Annotated in this window: 20 protein-coding genes; 9 read left to right on the top strand and 11 right to left on the bottom strand. The window is 67.4% G+C overall.

All coding sequences use genetic code 11. From position 1 onward, the window contains the following. Positions 1 to 68: 68 nt before the first annotated feature. The 4 genes from Acor_RS16730 to Acor_RS16715 all read left to right on the top strand — a co-directional run bounded on the left by Acor_RS16730 (position 69) and on the right by Acor_RS16715 (position 2422). Positions 69 to 614 (top strand): DUF6232 family protein, encoded by a 546-nt coding sequence (locus tag Acor_RS16730; protein WP_155337582.1) that lies wholly within the window; start codon positions 69 to 71, stop codon positions 612 to 614. A gap of 8 nt (positions 615 to 622) precedes the next feature. Next, a complete protein-coding gene (locus Acor_RS16725) occupies positions 623 to 952 on the top strand; it encodes a hypothetical protein (RefSeq protein WP_155337581.1) in 330 nt (109 codons plus the stop codon). Positions 953 to 1140: 188 nt separating this feature from the next. Beyond that, entirely contained in the window at positions 1141 to 2016 is an 876-nt protein-coding gene (locus Acor_RS16720; protein ID WP_155337580.1) for an alpha/beta fold hydrolase, read from the top strand. Positions 2017 to 2119: 103 nt separating this feature from the next. After that, the gene (locus tag Acor_RS16715) at positions 2120 to 2422 is read left to right on the top strand and encodes a hypothetical protein (protein ID WP_155337579.1); all 303 of its coding nucleotides are present in this window, start codon (positions 2120 to 2122) and stop codon (positions 2420 to 2422) included. Positions 2423 to 2520: 98 nt separating this feature from the next. Here the strand turns inward: Acor_RS16715 and Acor_RS16710 are convergent, their stop codons facing one another. Further along, positions 2521 to 3945, bottom strand: a complete 1425-nt coding sequence (locus Acor_RS16710) for a dihydrolipoyl dehydrogenase family protein (protein ID WP_155337578.1) — start codon at positions 3943 to 3945, stop codon at positions 2521 to 2523. A 197-nt stretch (positions 3946 to 4142) separates the two neighbouring features. After that, positions 4143 to 4379, bottom strand: coding sequence for a VOC family protein (locus Acor_RS16705; RefSeq protein WP_174876154.1), 237 nt, complete (start codon positions 4377 to 4379; stop codon positions 4143 to 4145). Between the two features lie 627 nt (positions 4380 to 5006). On the opposite strand from Acor_RS16705, the gene Acor_RS16700 reads away from it, so the two are divergent. The 5 genes from Acor_RS16700 to hypF are packed head-to-tail and all read left to right on the top strand — an operon-like array spanning position 5007 to position 9296. After that, positions 5007 to 5369, top strand: coding sequence for a PadR family transcriptional regulator (locus tag Acor_RS16700; RefSeq protein ID WP_155337577.1), 363 nt, complete (start codon positions 5007 to 5009; stop codon positions 5367 to 5369). Between the two features lie 40 nt (positions 5370 to 5409). Then, positions 5410 to 5997 carry a D-sedoheptulose-7-phosphate isomerase gene (locus tag Acor_RS16695; RefSeq protein ID WP_155337576.1) on the top strand — a complete coding sequence of 196 codons (588 nt, stop codon included), beginning with the start codon at positions 5410 to 5412 and terminating at the stop codon, positions 5995 to 5997. Continuing rightward, positions 5994 to 6221, top strand: coding sequence for a HypC/HybG/HupF family hydrogenase formation chaperone (locus tag Acor_RS16690; protein WP_155337575.1), 228 nt, complete (start codon positions 5994 to 5996; stop codon positions 6219 to 6221). Before Acor_RS16695 ends, Acor_RS16690 begins: the two co-directional genes overlap by 4 nt. Next, positions 6205 to 7020: a D-sedoheptulose-7-phosphate isomerase gene (locus Acor_RS44360; RefSeq protein ID WP_246238692.1), complete on the top strand. Its 816-nt coding sequence runs from the start codon at positions 6205 to 6207 to the stop codon at positions 7018 to 7020. Before Acor_RS16690 ends, Acor_RS44360 begins: the two co-directional genes overlap by 17 nt. A gap of 5 nt (positions 7021 to 7025) precedes the next feature. After that, on the top strand, positions 7026 to 9296 hold the full coding sequence (gene hypF / locus Acor_RS16675) for a carbamoyltransferase HypF (RefSeq protein ID WP_281353232.1): 2271 nt from the start codon (positions 7026 to 7028) through the stop codon (positions 9294 to 9296). Here hypF and hypE read toward each other — a convergent pair. The 9 genes from hypE to Acor_RS16635 are packed head-to-tail and all read right to left on the bottom strand — an operon-like array spanning position 9279 to position 15956. Next, positions 9279 to 10415, bottom strand: a complete 1137-nt coding sequence (gene hypE / locus Acor_RS16670) for a hydrogenase expression/formation protein HypE (protein ID WP_155337573.1) — start codon at positions 10413 to 10415, stop codon at positions 9279 to 9281. The two genes, hypF and hypE, sit on opposite strands and share 18 nt — an antisense overlap. Further along, positions 10412 to 11539 (bottom strand): hydrogenase formation protein HypD, encoded by a 1128-nt coding sequence (gene hypD / locus Acor_RS16665; RefSeq protein ID WP_155337572.1) that lies wholly within the window; start codon positions 11537 to 11539, stop codon positions 10412 to 10414. Before hypD ends, hypE begins: the two co-directional genes overlap by 4 nt. A gap of 9 nt (positions 11540 to 11548) precedes the next feature. Continuing rightward, positions 11549 to 11821 carry a HypC/HybG/HupF family hydrogenase formation chaperone gene (locus Acor_RS16660; RefSeq protein ID WP_155337571.1) on the bottom strand — a complete coding sequence of 91 codons (273 nt, stop codon included), beginning with the start codon at positions 11819 to 11821 and terminating at the stop codon, positions 11549 to 11551. A gap of 16 nt (positions 11822 to 11837) precedes the next feature. Next, the gene (locus Acor_RS46295; RefSeq protein ID WP_422664812.1) at positions 11838 to 11948 is read right to left on the bottom strand and encodes a DUF6893 family small protein; all 111 of its coding nucleotides are present in this window, start codon (positions 11946 to 11948) and stop codon (positions 11838 to 11840) included. A gap of 16 nt (positions 11949 to 11964) precedes the next feature. Further along, entirely contained in the window at positions 11965 to 12174 is a 210-nt protein-coding gene (locus Acor_RS16655; RefSeq protein WP_155337570.1) for a hypothetical protein, read from the bottom strand. Continuing rightward, positions 12134 to 12757: a DUF5947 family protein gene (locus Acor_RS16650; protein WP_246238690.1), complete on the bottom strand. Its 624-nt coding sequence runs from the start codon at positions 12755 to 12757 to the stop codon at positions 12134 to 12136. The genes Acor_RS16655 and Acor_RS16650 overlap by 41 nt, the downstream gene beginning before the upstream one ends. A gap of 20 nt (positions 12758 to 12777) precedes the next feature. Then, a complete protein-coding gene (locus tag Acor_RS16645) occupies positions 12778 to 13083 on the bottom strand; it encodes a hypothetical protein (RefSeq protein WP_155337568.1) in 306 nt (101 codons plus the stop codon). Further along, positions 13076 to 14866 carry a nickel-dependent hydrogenase large subunit gene (locus Acor_RS16640; RefSeq protein WP_155337567.1) on the bottom strand — a complete coding sequence of 597 codons (1791 nt, stop codon included), beginning with the start codon at positions 14864 to 14866 and terminating at the stop codon, positions 13076 to 13078. Before Acor_RS16640 ends, Acor_RS16645 begins: the two co-directional genes overlap by 8 nt. 49 nt (positions 14867 to 14915) lie before the next feature. Beyond that, positions 14916 to 15956: an NADH-quinone oxidoreductase subunit B family protein gene (locus Acor_RS16635; RefSeq protein ID WP_155337566.1), complete on the bottom strand. Its 1041-nt coding sequence runs from the start codon at positions 15954 to 15956 to the stop codon at positions 14916 to 14918.

The following is a 15956-nucleotide window of genomic DNA, read 5'->3' as shown; positions in this document are numbered from 1 at the left end:
TCTCCAGTCGTCGCCATCGGTGTGATCGTGGAGTTGTTTGATCACCTCAGCCGAAGGCGAGGGACGGCATGGCGAAGAAGAAGGTCGGGCAGATCCGCATCAGTAAGCGGGTCGTCCAGATCGGGCACCAGGTGTATCCGCTGGCGAACATCTCTCGGGTGCAGAGCCTGCGGGTGGTTTGGGTGGGTAAATCCGCGACGTTCTATCCGCTCCGGCAGATCGTCGGCACCGCGCTGCTGGCCGGGGCGATCCTTGCCGGGATCACGGTTGTTCCCGATCTCAATCTCGACTTCGAGATCGGGGAGATGTCGCAGCAGGCCTTCAACGGTGTGGCTGTTTTGGCGGGGCTGCGGATCGCGTACCTGCTGATGGTGCTGCTCTATCGGATGCTGCGGCGGCAGCAGTACTCGCTGGTCATCGAGACGGCCGGCACGCAGTTCACCGCGCTGTCCGGCACCGATCTCCAGGAGATCCAGCGGATCAAGGACGAGATCGTGGGCGCCATCGAGGACCCGCCGACCGAGGAGCGGACCATCCAGGTGCACGGGGATCTCGTACTCGGTGATCAGCACAAGCAGACCGGGCAGGACAGCAAGATGATCTTCAATCGGTAGGGGTGGACATGAGCGACATCGTGTACGGAGAGCAGTACAAGCAGACCGGGTCCAGCAGCAGCATGATCATCAACAAGTCGGGCGGGGTGTCCCGTGGGGAGTTGGACGCCGCGGTCCTCGAACTGAGGGCCTTTGTCGCCCAGTTGACCCGCGATGGCGCGGTTTCCGCCGACGGCAGCGTCACGGATCCGGCCGCGGTCGTCACCGCGGTCGAGTCGCAGCCGAGCCGGTTGAAGGCACTGGGTACGGCGATCGCCGGAGGCGCCAAAGACGCTGTCCTCTCGGTCGTCAAGGATGGCGTCGCCGCCATGATCGTCGCCCTGGTGGGACGGATGTGACCGCGAGCCACAGTGAATGTCCTTAAGGGGCGAATACACTTTCCGCTTTGCGCGAGTAGCACGCTCTGCGCGGGTAGCCCGCTCTGCCGGGTAGCACGGCTCTTGGTAGATCTTTTCCGTGGCATGTAGAGGATCGGGGTTCGGCGCCGACCTGGGTGTGACGAGGTTGTTCACCAGGAGGTATCGCGATGAGGTCTTCGGTCCTGCAGGCTCCCGGGGCGGAGCTGTACTACGAGGTGCGGGGTAGCGGGCCGGTCCTGCTGTTGATCTGCGGTGGGGTCTATGACGCCGCCGCGTACCAGCCGCTGGCGGAGGCGCTCGCGGACCGGTACACGGTGGTGACCTACGACCGGCGCGGGAACTCGCGGAGCCCGTTGAACGGGCCGCCCGAGGCGCAGAGCATCGAGGTTCATGGGCGGGATGCCCAGCTTGTCCTGTCGGCGGTGCGGGGGACGGAGCCGGCGTATGTGTTCGGCAACAGTTCCGGGGCGATCGTCGGACTGGCGTTGGCCGCCCGGTATCCGGAACACGTTCGCGGGCTCGTCGCGCATGAGCCGCCGATCTTCGAACTGCTCTCCGATCGCGAGTACTGGCGGGGAGTCATCGACAATGTGGAGAAGACCTTCCGTTCGGAAGGGCCGACGGCCGCAGGGCAGGTGCTCGGTGCGGCCTTCGCCGAGCAGGGCGGCGGATCGGCTGATGGCGGCGAGGCCGAGGAGCAGCGTATGCCGGGTGGCGCGTTGTCGGAAGGCGAGCCCGACCCGGAGACAGCCGCGATGCTGATGCGGTTCGCGAAGAACATGGAATTCTTCATCGGGTACGAAGTGCCGCCATTCGCAAGGTATGTTCCCGACTTTTCGGCGCTCAGGGAATCCGGCGTGCGCGTGGTGGCGGCGGCCGGAGAGGCATCCGAAGGCGAACCGCCGTACCGGGCCGCTTTCGCGGTGGCCGAGCAGGTGGGTACGGCTCCGGCGATCTTCCCCGGGGACCATGGCGGATTCGGTGTTCAACCAGAGGCGTTCGGCGCCCGGCTGCACGGCGTGATATCCGGGCACGGCGGCTGATCCCGGCTCCCCCATAACGAAACGGTCTTTCGTGGTACGGGTGGGGTGTGGGAACGTCTGGCTTGGATCGGAAGGCATTCGCACAGGAGTGGGGGGCCCGGGGATGGCTGAAGCGGCGAATCCGATGCATGCGGCGCTGCTGGAGTTGCGGCGCCAGCTTCTCGCCGAACTGCACGTGGTCGAGCAGGCGCTGGCGAAAGCCGACGCCGACATGGGTGGTGGGCTGGTGTGGCTCGGGCCGGAAGCACGGCAATGGCGTGACGACCTGGGCCGGCGACGAACGCAGGCTCGCCGGGAGTCGGATCGGCTCGTGACGGCCATCGATGAGGCCCTGGCCGGACAGCCGGCCAGGGTGCCGGAGACGACGGCGGATACGTATCGGCGGCAGCTGACCGGGCGGTTGTGACGCTGAACGCGAACTCGTAGAAATCGAAGAGGCTCCCCACGACCTCACCGACCAACCGGAGATCCCGGCCATCCGACGCGACAGGTACTCGGGCGGTGTTACGTGGTCGGGCGTCCGTATGTTTCGAGGAGGCGCAGCCAGATCTCGTTGACCGTGGGGTAGGCGGGCACCGCGTGCCACAGCCGGTCAAGCGGGACCTCTCCCACGATCGCGATCGTCGCCGCCTGCAGCAACTCGCTCACGTCGGGGCCGACGAAAGTGACGCCGAGGATGACCTTGCGCTGCTCGTCGACCACCATCCGGGCGGTTCCGGTGTACCCGTCCGCGTGCACGCTCGCGCCGGCGACATTGCCGATCTCGTAGTCGACGGTACGGATCTCGTAGCCCGCCTGCCGCGCGGCCTGCGCCGTGAGCCCCACGGAAGCGACTTCCGGGTCGGTGAACGTCACCTGCGGCACGGCCGCGTGGTCGGCGGTCGCGACGTGAACACCCCACGGGGCATCCGACACGGGCGCGCCCGCCGCCCGCGCCGCGATGACATCCCCCGCCGCCCGCGCCTGATATTTCACCTGATGAGTGAGCAACGCACGCTTCGTCACATCGCCGACGGCGTAAAGCCAGTCGAACCCAGGCACAAGCATCGTGTCGTCGGTCTTCAGCCAGTCACCAGGGGTGAGACCAATCGTTTCCAGGCCAATATCCCGCGTACGCGGCGTACGACCCGTCGCGACCAGGACCTCCTCAGCCGTGACCACGGACCCGCCCCCGGTCTCCACGACGACGCCATCCCCCGAACGGGTCACGCGCGTCGTCTCCGTGTCGAGCAGAACCGTCACCCCCTGCGCGCGCAACGCCTTCGCGACTAGCTCCCCCGCGAAGGGCTCCATACCGGCGAGCAGCCCACTACGCGAGATCAACGTGACCGCCGTCCCGAACCCCGCGTACGCCGTCGCCATCTCGGTGGCGACGACACCCCCACCGATGATCGCGAGACTGGCCGGCACACTCTTGGCGCTGGTCGCCTCCCGGCTGGTCCACGGGCTCGCCTCCCGCAGCCCGTCAATGTCGGGAATCAGCGGATCCGACCCGGTAACCACAGACACGGCATGACGCGCCGTGAGCACGCTCGTCGAACCGTCCGCGGCCGTGACCGTAACCTCCTTCGGCCCCGTGATCCGACCATGCCCGCGCGCCAGCGAAATCCCCGCACCGTCGACCCACCGCACCTGGCCTTCGTCGGACCAGTTACTCGTGAACGAGTCCCGCCGCGCGAGTACGGCCCGCACATCGAGCTCACCCACCACCGCCTCGCCCGCACCGGCGACCTGCCGGGCCGCACGCAGCACCTGAGCGGACCGCAGCAGCGCCTTCGAGGGCATGCACGCCCAGTAGGAGCACTCCCCTCCGACAAGCTCATGCTCAACCAGCACCGTGGTCAGCCCACCCTGCACCGCACGATCGGCCACGTTCTCACCGCCCGCGCCGGCGCCTAACACGATGAGGTCGTACTCGGTCGACTGCATTGCCGATGCCCTCTCCTCAGTAACGATCGCCCCAGCTGCGCGAGCTTTCCCACGCTTCGGTGCGAACCTACTCGATCGTCTCAGGCAGGGAGGTCTCGGCGGATACGCCTAACGGCAGGGCGGAACTATCGGGCCGAAGGACTCCTCGGTCGATAGCTGTATTTGCCCAGCGTGCGCGGCGGTGGTTGTCGGCTCGGTCATCGGCCAGGGGCCCGGTTCTTGATTTCCTGCAGCATCCATCCGTTGCCGTCGGGGTCGCTGAATGAGGCGAAGGAACCGTAATCGCGGCGATCCGGAGCGGGGCCGTTCACCCGTTGCTTGTTTCCGATGTGGTGGAAGATTCCGCCGGCGTCGTGGAACATGTCCGACACGTCGATGCCGCGATCGATGAGATCGGCGCGGGCCGCCTCGATGTCGTAGACGACGAGGTACATGCCCTGCTTGGCGTAAATGTTCTGCCGCTTGGCTTGGTAGGGCGTCTCCGACCCGGCTGACTGTCCGCCGCCGGAGTGGCACTCCTTGTCACTCCGGACTGGCTCGTATAGCACAGCCACGGCAACGTCGGACTAGCTCACGTAGCTCCGCCACGTCAGAACCGCGTCACCCAGATCAATGATCGTTTTGGGACATCGGCTCAGGCGTGTCCGCTCACCGCCTCGATCCCGGCCACCTTCCAGAGCCGGCACCAGCAGTTCGTCCGCATCGGCGTCACCCGAAATCTTCGCGACGCCCCGACGCAGCAGGGCGATCCGATATGCAGACCGAACCCCCGCCAAGCTCACTCCGGCGCGGTATGTCCATCACCCTCTGGATACCCCATCCACCACCGACCGTCACTCCCCTGGGGCGCTGTAATCCCGAGCTATGGCAGGGCAAACCGGGTGTGCGTTGATCGCCAGGGGCTGGTGAAGGTCGGGGTGGGCTGCCTATTTCTGGCTGGCTGGTCGGTGATGACTTCCACAAGTGCCGCGCGCGAGCCGTACATCTATGCACCGGGCGATCTAGCGTCCGAGTAGATGCAGGTCACCGACGGGCACGAGTGGTTCCCGCGAGGAGTAGCCATGCCCGGTAGTGAGATCCGTAGCCTGTTGCATCCTTTTCTGCTGCTGCTGATCTGCGAACGGCCTGGTCACGGATATGACCTGATTGAGCGGCTTTCTCTTCTCGGGGCGGATGATCTGGAGCCCGGTCAGATCTACCGGGTGCTGCGGAATCTTGAGCGGGAAGGGCTGTTGGCCTCGACCTGGGTCGCGTCGGCGACCGGGCCCGCCCGGCGGAGGTACGAGCTCACCACGGCCGGGATGGCGGCTCTGGAGACGCGGATGGCGCGGCTGACGGAGCTCGGGCATGTGCTGGAGAGCTGTCTGACCCGGTGGAGGCGGATCGCGGCCGCCACCCGCCCGCATTCCCTCACCACCCCGTAGGGAAATTCCCTCACCACCCCGTAGAGAAGTGGAGCAGGCCGTGAACGAGAGTCGAGTGGTGTCGGCCGCCTTCGAACGGCGGGTAGGCCCAGGAGGTGCGCTGGCCGAGGAGACGGATCGGATTCTGCGTGCCTGCCAGGACATGGCGGCACGGTTCCAGCAGGGCGGAAAGCTGATCGTGTTCGGCAACGGGGGCTCCGCGACCGACGCCCAGCATGTCGCCGTCGAGTTCGTTCACCCGGTCATCGTCGGCAAACGAGCTCTTCCCGCCATCTCGCTGACCAACGACGCCGCGATCCTGACGGGTATCGCCAGAACCGACGGGCTGGACGGCATCTTCGCCGGTCAGCTCCGATTGCTGGCCTCCCCGGGTGACATCGCTGTCGGCTTCTCGACCGACGGCGGATGCGCCAGCGTGCTGCGTGGTCTGGAGACCGCACGCGAACTGGGGCTGCTCACCGTCGCCCTCGTCGGCGGGAGCGAAGCTCCGTTCGGGGACGTCGCAGATCACCTGCTGGTCGCGCGGTCCGACGACCCGCTCGTCGTCAAGGAGGTCCATATGACGATCTATCACCTCCTCTGGGAGTTGGTGCACGTCTTCTTCGAGCAGCCGGAGGCCGCGCGATGACCGGAGACGACTGCCATGACGTCTGCGTGACGTGCTCAGACGTAGCCATCCCAGTACGTGTCCTGCGCCTGCTGGACGACGGACTCGCCGTAGTCGAGACCGAATCCGGCCCCGAAGAGATCAGCGTGGCCCTGGTCGACGCCCAGCCTGGCGACATCGTGCTCGTGCACGCCAAGGAAGCCATCGCCGTCACCCGAGGACAAAACCATGACCGCGACAAGTGAACCCGGCGGCTTGGAAGCCCTCTACCCCTTCCTGTACGCCACCTCCGCCGACCCCGACGACGTCCTGTCACAGCTCCGCCGCTCCACACAGGAGAAGATCGCCGAGACCGTCGCCCTACGTCAGTCACTCGCCGCCCTGCACGGTCAACGTCTAATCACCTGCGCCCGAGCAATGGCCAAAACCTTCGACCGCGGCGGCCGACTGTTCGCCTTCGGCAACGGCGGCAGCAGCACAGACGCCCAGGACCTCGCACAGACATTCGCCAATCCCCCACCACTGGCACACCCGGCCGCCCATCCTCCGGTGCCAGGGCATCCATCCGCGCAACCACCAACGCCGACCCATCTGGTCGGCGAACCATCGGTGCCGACGCGGCCCATCGGACAACCACCGGTGCCGACATATCTGGTTGGGGAAGCGCCGGTAGCGCGGGCGGTTGGGGCTATTGCGCTTGCGCAGGATGTGGCTGTGTTGACGGCTTTGTCCAATGATGTTGGCTTTGATTTGGTGTTTGCTCGGCAGGTTGCTGCGCTCGGGCGGGCGAGTGATGTCGCGGTGGGGTTGTCGACCAGTGGCGGGTCGGTCAATGTGCTCAATGCCATGGATGAGGCGCGGCGGCGGGGCATGGTCACGGTTGGGCTGGTCGGTTATGACGGCGGGAAGATGGCGCAGGATGGGCGGGTTGAGCATCTGTTCGTTGTGCCGTCCGCGTCGGTGCATCGGATTCAGGAGGCGCAGATCACGCTCTATCACGTGCTTTGGGAGCTCACCCAGCGGGCGTTGAGCGGCAGGCTTTGACACCGGTGGCTGAGCGTGGGCGGAGACGGATCCGGGTCCATGGGCTGGTGCAGGGGGTGGGGTTTCGTCCGTTCGTGTGCCGTCTCGCTGGTGTGTACGGCGTGGCGGGGTTCGTCGGGAACGACTCCGGGGGTGTGTTCATCGAGGCGGAGGGACGGCGTCCGGCGCTGGATGGGTTCGTGGCCGGTCTGGCGGGACAGGCGCCGCCGCTGGCGGTGGTCGAGTCGGTGACCGTCGAGGTGACGGAGCCGATCGGGGAGGTGGGGTTTCGTATCGTGCGCAGTGCGGGCGGTGCCCTCCGGGAGGCGTTGGTCGCGCCGGATACGGCGACCTGCGGGGACTGTCTGGCCGAGCTCACCGATCCCGCTTGCCGGCGCTACGGCCATCCGTTCGCCAACTGCACGAATTGCGGGCCGAGGTTCACCATCGTCACCGGTATCCCGTACGACCGGCATGCCACCACGATGGCTGACTTCGTCATGTGCGCGGCGTGTGAGGTTGAATATCGCGATCCGGGGGATCGGCGGTTCCACGCGCAGCCGGTCTGTTGCCCGGGGTGTGGGCCGGCGCTGCGGATGGTGGGGGCGGACGGCCTGCCCGTACCAGGAGATCCGGTCACGACGGCGGCGGCGTGGCTTCGTCAGGGTCGGATCTTGGCGGTCAAGGGGCTTGGCGGCTATCACCTCGCCGTTCTCGCTGATCAGGCGGACGCGGTGGCCAGGCTGCGTGACCGGAAGCGCCGGGAGGACCGGCCCTTCGCGGTGATGGCTCCCGATCTGGTGGGGGCTCATGCGCTGGTCCGGCTCGAACCAGCGGCGGAACGGCTGCTAACCGGCATGAGCCGCCCTATCGTGCTGGCGCCCCGGCACGGCAACTCCAAGGTGGCGGAGGCGGTTGCGCCCGGGAGCCGTGACCTGGGGGTGATGCTGCCGCACACGCCGCTGCACCATCTGCTCGCCGGACAGCTCGCCCAGCCGTTCGTACTGACCAGCGGGAATCTCTCGAACTCTCCCATCGAGGTCGAGGACCAGGAGGCCCTTCGGCGACTTTCGGCCGTCGCCGACGGGTTCCTCCTGCACGACCGGCGAATCCACATCCGCGCCGACGACTCCCTGGTCCGCGTCTTCCGCGGCCGGGAACTCCCCATCCGCCGTTCCCGTGGCTACGTGCCGGCTCCGGTGACCGTGCCGTGGCCGTTCCCCCGGCCAGTACTCGCCTGCGGAGCCGAACTGAAGAACACCTTCTGCGTGGCCAAGGGCGTCCAGGCGTTCCTGTCCCACCACATCGGCGACCTGGAAAACTACGAGACCCTACGGTCATACGCCGAAGGCATCGACCACTTCTGCCGCCTGTTCGGGGTACGCCCAGCCGTGGTCGCCCACGACCTGCATCCGGACTACCTCTCCACGAAGTACGCCCGCGACCTGCCCGAAGTCGAACTGGTGGCGGTCCAGCACCATCACGCCCACATCGCCTCCTGCCTGGCCGACAACGGATACGCCGGCCCAGTGATCGGCGTGGCGTTCGACGGACTCGGCTACGGCGAGGACGGCACGCTCTGGGGCGGCGAACTACTCATCGCCGATCTCACGACCTTCCACCGGGCCGGCCACCTGGAACCGGTACCCATGCCCGGCGGCACGGCAGCCATCCGCCAACCGTGGCGAATGGCCGCAGCCCACCTCACCGGAACCTACGGCGACGAACTACCGCTCATACGCAGACACCGCGACCAATGGCCAGCCATCGTCTCCATGGCCCAAACCGGCACGAACTCCCCACTCACCTCCAGCGCCGGCCGCCTGTTCGACGCCGTCTCCGCAATCACCGGAATCCGCGACATCGTCAGCTACGAAGGCCAGGCCGCCGCCGAACTCGAAGCCCGAGTGGACCCAAACGAATCCCACGCCTACCCAGTACGACTGACCGAGGGCGAAACGCTCACCATCGCCGCAAGCGACCTCGTCAGAGCCGCCGCCGAGGACATGATCGCCGGAATAGCCGTAGAACGCATCGCCGCCCGATTCCACAACGGCCTGGCCACCGCAGTCGTCCGCGCGGTCCACTCCCTCCGCGAAAGAACCGGTCTGCGCACAGTCGCCCTCTCCGGCGGCGTCTTCCAGAACATCGTCCTCCTGGAACTGATCGTGTCCGGCCTGGAACAGAACGACTTCCGAGTCCTCGTCCACTCCCGAGTCCCGCCGGGCGACGGCGGCATCTCACTGGGCCAAGCAGTGATCGCAGCCGCCCGCGACCGGTCAGCAGATGCGTGGTAGCGGGTCGCCCACCAGCACGTCCACGATTCTCGTGCCGCCGAACACGGTTTTGAGGAGGACGAGTCCGGCTGGGTCGGCCTCGACCGTTCCGACGATGGCGGCGGCCTCGCCGAGTGGATGCCTGCGCAGGGCGTCGACGGCGGCTTCCGCGTGGGCGCCGTCCACTACGGCGACGAATCTGCCCTCGCACGCGACGTACAGCGGGTCCAGGCCGAGGAGTTCGCAGGCGCCGTTCACGACGGGACGGATCGGGATCGCCGGTTCGTCGACCATGATCGCCAGCTGGGCGGCTTCGGCGATCTCGTTGAGGACGGTGGCTACCCCGCCGCGGGTGGCGTCGCGCAGCATGCGTACGGGGGCGGTGTCGAGGAGGGTCGCGACGAGGTCGTGTATGGACGCGGTGTCGGAGGTGACGTCGGCGGCGATGTCCAGTTCGCCTCGGGCGATCATGATGGTGATGCCGTGCTCGCCGATCGGGCCGGACACGATCACGGCGTCCCCGGGGCGTACCGTCGAGGGGCCGAGTGTGATCTTTCGGTCCAGCACGCCGACTCCGGCGGTGGTCACGTAGCAGCCGTCGCCCTTGCCGCGCTGAACGACCTTGGTGTCGCCGGTCACCACGTGGACGCCCGCGCGGGCGGCGGCGGCCGCCATGGAGTCGGTGATCCGGCGCAGGTCGGCGACGGGGAAGCCCTCCTCCAGGATGAACGCCGCCGACAGGTACAGCGGGCGGGCACCGCAGACCGCCAGGTCGTTGACGGTGCCGTTCACCGCGAGGTCGCCGATGTCGCCGCCGGGGAAGAACAGCGGGGACACCACGAAGGAGTCGGTGGTGAAGACCATCCGGCTGCCGTTGACGTCGAGCGCGGCGCCGTCATCCAGCGATTCGAGCACCGGGTTACGGAAGGCCTCCAGGAAAACGGCCTCGACCAGCGTCCGCGTCGCCTTGCCGCCCGCACCGTGAGCCAGGGTGATCAGCTCTTCCCTGACCTTCGGTTTGCGACGCCGGGCACGTTCGATCCGCTCCAGCACCTGGAGCTCCCGAGAGGGGTGCGCGGATCCGGGCTCGGCCTGAGCGATGGCACGCTCAACCCATTCCGCAGTGTGTTCGGCGGTCATGTGGTGCTTGTCTCCTTGATGCGCTGACGGGTGAACCGGCCGAAGTTGTAATACGCGGCGCAAGCCCCCTCCGACGAGACCATGCACGTCCCGATCGGCGTCTCAGGCGTGCACGCCGTCCCGAACACCTTGCATTCCCACGGTTTCAGCACCCCCTTGAGCACCTCCCCGCACTGGCACGCCTTCGGATCGGCCACCCGCACCCCGGGCACCTCGAAGAGCCTTTCCGCGTCATGAGCCGCGTACGCCTCCCGCATCCGCAACGCCGACTGCGAAATGAACCCCAGCCCCCGCCACTCGAAATACGGCCGCACCTCCATCACCTGCGAAATCACCTCAAGCGCTTTCCGGTTCCCCTCCCAGGGCACCACCCGCGTGTACTGGTTCTCCACCTCCGCCCGCCCCTCCGCGAGCTGCCGCAGCAACATATGAACCGACTGCAGCACATCCAGAGGCTCGAACCCGGCGCACACCAACGGCTTGCCGTACCCGCTCGCGATGAACTCATAAGGCCGGCACCCGATCACCGTCGACACGTGACCAGGCCCGATGAACCCATCCAGCCGCTGGTCAGGCGAATCCAGAATCGCCTTGATAGCCGGAATGATCGTCACGTGATTGCAGAACACGAAGAAATTCGCGAGCCCTTCCGCCGCGGCCCGTAGCACGGTCATCGCGGTCGACGGCGCGGTCGTCTCGAACCCGATGGCCATGAACACCACCGTCCGATCCGGATTCGTCCGGGCGATCTTCAACGCGTCCAGCGGCGAGTACACCATCCGGATGTCCGCCCCGGCGGCCTTCGCATCCAGGAACGACCCCTGCCCCCCGGGCACCCGCATCATGTCGCCGAACGACGTCATGATCACCCCCGGCTGCCGCGCGATGGCGATGGCGTCGTCCACCCGCCCCATCGGGATCACGCACACCGGGCACCCGGGGCCGTGCACCAGCGTCACGGCCTCCGGCAGGTAGTCCTCCAGCCCGTGCTTGTAAATGGTGTGCGTGTGCCCGCCGCACACCTCCATGAACGTGTACTGCCGGCCCGGTTCGCACAGCTCCCGGATCTGCGCCGCCAGCCGCCGGGCCTTGCCCGCGTCGCGGTACTCATCGATGAACCGCATGTCCGCCCTTCACGTGATATCCGACTCGGCGAGCGCGTCCAGCTCGTCGGTGTACGCCGCGCCGAGACCGGTCAGCAGGGCCAGCGTGGCCGCCGCCTCCGCCTCGTCGATCTTGGACATGGCGAAGCCCACATGGACCAGCACCCAGTCGCCTGGGCGAACCCCCTCCTCACCGAGCAGGCCGATGTGGATGGCCCGCCGGACGCCGACGACGTCGACGGTGGCCAAGTCGGTCTGTCCGGGGAGGAGTTCAATGATCTCGCCGGGAATGCCCAGGCACATCGGTACTGCCGCCCTTTCACATTCGTGTGATCTTGATGTAGCGCTTCAGCGCGGGAAGTTCCCGCCAGAACAGCACCAGCAGCGCGGCCCCGGCGAGCAGGGCCAGCGTCTTCTTGCGTCGCCGCATGTCACGTCACCTCCTCTCAGCCCGGCGGCAGGTTCGGCATGACCGCCAGAATCGGGTTCTCCCTCTTGGGCCGCACCCCCGTCGACCGCCGCGCGTCGGCGGTCCCGTCCTTGTGATGTCCGGCCTGCCAGCGGTAGGTCCGCCGCTGGTTCCCCTGCCGTACGCCCTTGACGTGCGAGGTCGTGTCAGGCGCCACGTCGGGTTTGCCCACCTTGATCCGAGCCATGTCGTCCTCCCTTTTCCTCTCGTGCGGACAGTTCGGCGAAGAAACGTGCGATTCGCGTCCAGAGCTGCTGTCCTCCGGACATGCCCTTCCACTCGCCGCGTACCAGCGCGACCAGCCGGTGGCAGTCGTCGATGGGGACCAGCCACCGTTCGTCCATGCCGCGGACGACTGCCACCAGGAACGCCTCCACCGCCGGTCGCATCGAGCTGAGCTGCTCGTACTCGGTGGTGAGGCGGGCCCAGGTGGCGGCGTCCAGGTCCCAGCGGGTCGCGCCGACCGGGCTCGGGTAGTGCGCCACCACCGGGCCGTCGGGCTTGCGGACGAAGAACGCCAGTCCCACGGGGACGCCGAGGTCGGCCAGTGGCGGCCCGGTGAGCCGGACGCGGCGGTCGGGGACCAGCTGGAAACGGCCGAGGCTGGCCGCGCCGCGCTCGAACAGCAGCGCGCACGGGCGGCAGGCGCACAGCAACTGCTCCTCGCGGTGCTCCTCCAGGATGTGGTCGTGCGCGGCGCGCAGCGGAGCGCCGCACAGCTCGCACGGCTCGGGCGCCTGCCGGGTGCGGACCACCGTCCTGTTGATCACGCGATCGAGCCCGCCGCGCGTCATGTCGGCCTGCGCAGCAGCGCGTCGACCGGGATGAACGTCTTCCCGCTCTCCTCGGCAGCGCGGAACCCGTGCAGGGCGAGCAGGTGCGCCAGCAGCACGTCCCCGGCCAGCGAACCGCGCAGTTCGGGGTACGGCTCCGCCCGCTCCATCACGCGGGCGAGCGCCTCGCCGTACACCTCGGCCAGCAGGGCGACCGCGTCGAGCGCCGTCTCGCCGACCGGCGCGGCCTCCAGCTCCGTGAGCAGCTCCTCCAGCACCTCCAGCCGTACGGACACGGTCCGGTCGTCGAGCCGGTCAGCCATGGCTGGCCCCGAACATGGGCGAGTGCAGCTTCTTCAGCGTGCGGCCCTTGCCGAGATAAATGTGCACGCCGCAGGGCAGGCACGGATCGAAACTACGAACCGCGCGCATGATGTCGACGCCCTTGAAGTCGTCAGGCCCGTTCTCCTCGAAGATCGGCATGCCCTGGACGGAGTCCTCGTACGGCCCCGGCGTGCCGAACTCGTCGCGCGGGCTGGCGTTCCACGGCGTCGGCGGGTACGGATGGTAGTTGGCGATCTTGCCGTCCCTGATGACCAGGTGGTGCGAGAGCACGCCGCGGACCGCCTCGTGGAAGCCGACGCCGATCGCCTCGTCCGGCACGTCGAAGTCCTGGAAGACCTTGGTGTCGCCGCCGCGGACCCGGGCCAGCGCCTGCTCGATGAAGTACACGGCCATCGCGGCCGAGTAGGCCACGAAGTACACCCGGGCCCGGTTCCGCTCGATGGCGTTGGACCACTGCGGGATCCGCCACTCCAGCACGGTCTCCGGCAGCTGGTCGCCCTTCGGCAGCGAGATCTGCACGGAAGAACCGGTCGACTTGACGTACGGGGTGTCCACCAGGCCGGCCAGCGCCGTGGTGTACAGCCGGGCGAACGGGCCGCCGCCGGTGTCGAGCGCCAGGTGGTCGCCGGTCCGCGGGTCCAGCCAGCGCGGGCTCATCACCCAGCTGTAGTTGCCCTTGAAGTCGCGTTTCTGCGGGGCCGGCAGGGTGGTCTGGTTCCACGGGTGCCGCATGTCGATCGGGTTGCCGAGCGGATCCCGGGTGACGAACGGCTCCTCGTGCGCCCAGTCGTCGTAGAACGAACTCCCCAGCAGGATGCGGATGCCCAGGTTGATGTCCACCAGATTGGTGGTGATCAGCTCACCGTCCACGATCACGCCGGGGGTGACGTACATCGCCTTGCCCCAGTCGTTCATCGTCTCGTAGCGGTAGTCGACCACTTCGGGATCCTGGAACCCGCCCCAGCAGCCCAGCAGGATCCGCCGCCGGCCCACCTCCTCATACCCGGGCAGCGCCTCGTAGAAGAAGTCGAAGACGTCGTCGTTGAGCGCGACGGCCTTCTTGAAGAAGTCGATGATGCCGAGCAGGCGGGACAGGTAGTCGGTGAAGACCGTCGGGCTGGGCATCGTGCCGACGCCGCCCGGGTAGACGGTCGACGGGTGCACGTGCCTGCCCTCCATCAGGCAGAACATCTCCCTGGTGGTACGGCTGACCCTGAGCGCTTCCTTGTAGATGTCGCCCTCGAACGGGTTGAACGCCTCCATGATGTCGGCGATGGTGCGTTTGCCGTGGATGGCGGCGTTCGGCGCCTCGGTGGTCTTGGCGCGGCGGAGCAGGCTCGGGTTGGTGCTCTTGACCATCGCCTCGCAGAAGTCGACGAAGACCAGGTTGTCCTGGAAGAGGGTGTGGTCGAACATGTACTCGGCCGCCTCGCCGAGATTGATGATCCACTCCGCGAGTTTGGGGGTCTTGATGCCGTAGGCCATGTTCTGGGCGTACACCGAGCAGGTGGTGTGGTTGTCGCCGCAGATGCCGCAGATCCGGCTGGTGATGAACCCGGCGTCGCGCGGATCCTTGCCCTTCATGAACACCGAGTAGCCACGGAACAGCGAGGACGTGCTGTGGCACTCCGCGACCCGCTGGTTCGCGAAGTCGATCTTCGTGTAGATGCCGAGGTTCCCGATGATGCGCGTGATCGGATCCCACGACATCTCGACGAGGCGCTCGACCTCCTCGACGCCTTCCTGCTGGTCCATGGCCATCCCCGTGCTCCTAGTCTCGTGTCTGCTCTCGTGTCCGCTCTCGTGTCCGCTAAGGACGCCAGTGCGGATCGAATCCGCTGGTCAGCGCGTCGCGGTTGTGCCGCCATCGGGGCTCTTTGTTGACCGTGCGGTTGGTGATGCCACGCATCCGCCGGACGAAGGCGCCGTACGGCCTGATCATCAGTGAGGAGAGGCTGCCGCCCGGCGGCATGTCCATGAACGGCATGAACTTGTCGGGGAAGCCCGGCATGGTGCAGGCGATGCAGATGCCGCCCACGTTCGGGCAGCCGCCGACCCCGCCCATCCAGCCGCGTTTGGGCACGTTGCAGTTGACGACCGGGCCCCAGCAGCCCACCTTCACCTGGCATTTGGGCGAGTTGTAGTCGCGCGCGAAGTCGCCCTGCTCGTAGTAGGCGCCGCGGTCGCAGCCCTCGTGGACGGTCCTGCCGAACAGCCACTGCGGGCGCAGCATCTCGTCCAGCGGGGGCGGCGGGGCGCTGCCGGCCGCGTGGTAGAGCACCCAGGTCAGGGTCTCCATGAAGTTGTCCGGCTGGACCGGGCAGCCGGGGATGTTGACGATCGGCAGGCCGCCGGCCGACCGGAAGTCCCAGCCCAGGTAGTCGGCCAGGCCCATGGCTCCGGTCGGGTTGCCCGCCATGGCGTGGATGCCGCCGTACGCCGCGCAGGTCCCGATGGCCACCACCGCCCAGGCCCTGGGCGCCAGCAGATCGATCCAGGTGTTCACCGGCGTCGGCTCACCGGTCGCCGGGTCGTTGCCGAACGACGTCCAGTAACCGTCCCCGTTGATCTTCTCGTTCGGGATCGAGCCCTCCATCACGAAGATGAACGGTTCGAGCTCCCCCCGCGCGGCCGCCCGGTACGGCGCCAGGAAGTCCTCCCCGCCGAGGCTGGGCGAGAGCACCTTGTTGTGCAGGTGCACCTTGGGCAACCCCGGGACGAGCCCGTTGACCACGTCTTCGATCGCGGGCTGGGAGGCCGCCGTCACGGAGACCGTGTCGCCGTCGCAGCTCAACCCCTCCGAGATCCACAGGATGTGCATCTCGTCGTAACCGGTGGACGGGTCGGTCAT

This window comes from Acrocarpospora corrugata (assembly GCF_009687845.1).
Classification (GTDB): Bacteria; Actinomycetota; Actinomycetes; order Streptosporangiales; family Streptosporangiaceae; genus Acrocarpospora; species Acrocarpospora corrugata.
This window is presented reverse-complemented; position numbering and strand designations above follow the sequence as displayed.

Coding starts and splice junctions, on each gene's coding strand:
- Acor_RS16730 (WP_155337582.1), top strand. CDS start 69: ATGGCGAAGAAGAAGGTCGGGCAGATCCGCATCAGTAAGCGGGTCGTC.
- Acor_RS16725 (WP_155337581.1), top strand. CDS start 623: ATGAGCGACATCGTGTACGGAGAGCAGTACAAGCAGACCGGGTCCAGC.
- Acor_RS16720 (WP_155337580.1), top strand. CDS start 1,141: ATGAGGTCTTCGGTCCTGCAGGCTCCCGGGGCGGAGCTGTACTACGAG.
- Acor_RS16715 (WP_155337579.1), top strand. CDS start 2,120: ATGGCTGAAGCGGCGAATCCGATGCATGCGGCGCTGCTGGAGTTGCGG.
- Acor_RS16710 (WP_155337578.1), bottom strand. CDS start 3,945: ATGCAGTCGACCGAGTACGACCTCATCGTGTTAGGCGCCGGCGCGGGC.
- Acor_RS16705 (WP_174876154.1), bottom strand. CDS start 4,379: ATGTACCTCGTCGTCTACGACATCGAGGCGGCCCGCGCCGATCTCATC.
- Acor_RS16700 (WP_155337577.1), top strand. CDS start 5,007: ATGCCCGGTAGTGAGATCCGTAGCCTGTTGCATCCTTTTCTGCTGCTG.
- Acor_RS16690 (WP_155337575.1), top strand. CDS start 5,994: ATGACCGGAGACGACTGCCATGACGTCTGCGTGACGTGCTCAGACGTA.
- Acor_RS44360 (WP_246238692.1), top strand. CDS start 6,205: ATGACCGCGACAAGTGAACCCGGCGGCTTGGAAGCCCTCTACCCCTTC.
- hypE (WP_155337573.1), bottom strand. CDS start 10,415: ATGACCGCCGAACACACTGCGGAATGGGTTGAGCGTGCCATCGCTCAG.
- hypD (WP_155337572.1), bottom strand. CDS start 11,539: ATGCGGTTCATCGATGAGTACCGCGACGCGGGCAAGGCCCGGCGGCTG.
- Acor_RS16660 (WP_155337571.1), bottom strand. CDS start 11,821: ATGTGCCTGGGCATTCCCGGCGAGATCATTGAACTCCTCCCCGGACAG.
- Acor_RS46295 (WP_422664812.1), bottom strand. CDS start 11,948: ATGCGGCGACGCAAGAAGACGCTGGCCCTGCTCGCCGGGGCCGCGCTG.
- Acor_RS16655 (WP_155337570.1), bottom strand. CDS start 12,174: ATGGCTCGGATCAAGGTGGGCAAACCCGACGTGGCGCCTGACACGACC.
- Acor_RS16645 (WP_155337568.1), bottom strand. CDS start 13,083: ATGGCTGACCGGCTCGACGACCGGACCGTGTCCGTACGGCTGGAGGTG.
- Acor_RS16640 (WP_155337567.1), bottom strand. CDS start 14,866: ATGGCCATGGACCAGCAGGAAGGCGTCGAGGAGGTCGAGCGCCTCGTC.
- Acor_RS16635 (WP_155337566.1), bottom strand. CDS start 15,956: ATGACCGACCCGTCCACCGGTTACGACGAGATGCACATCCTGTGGATC.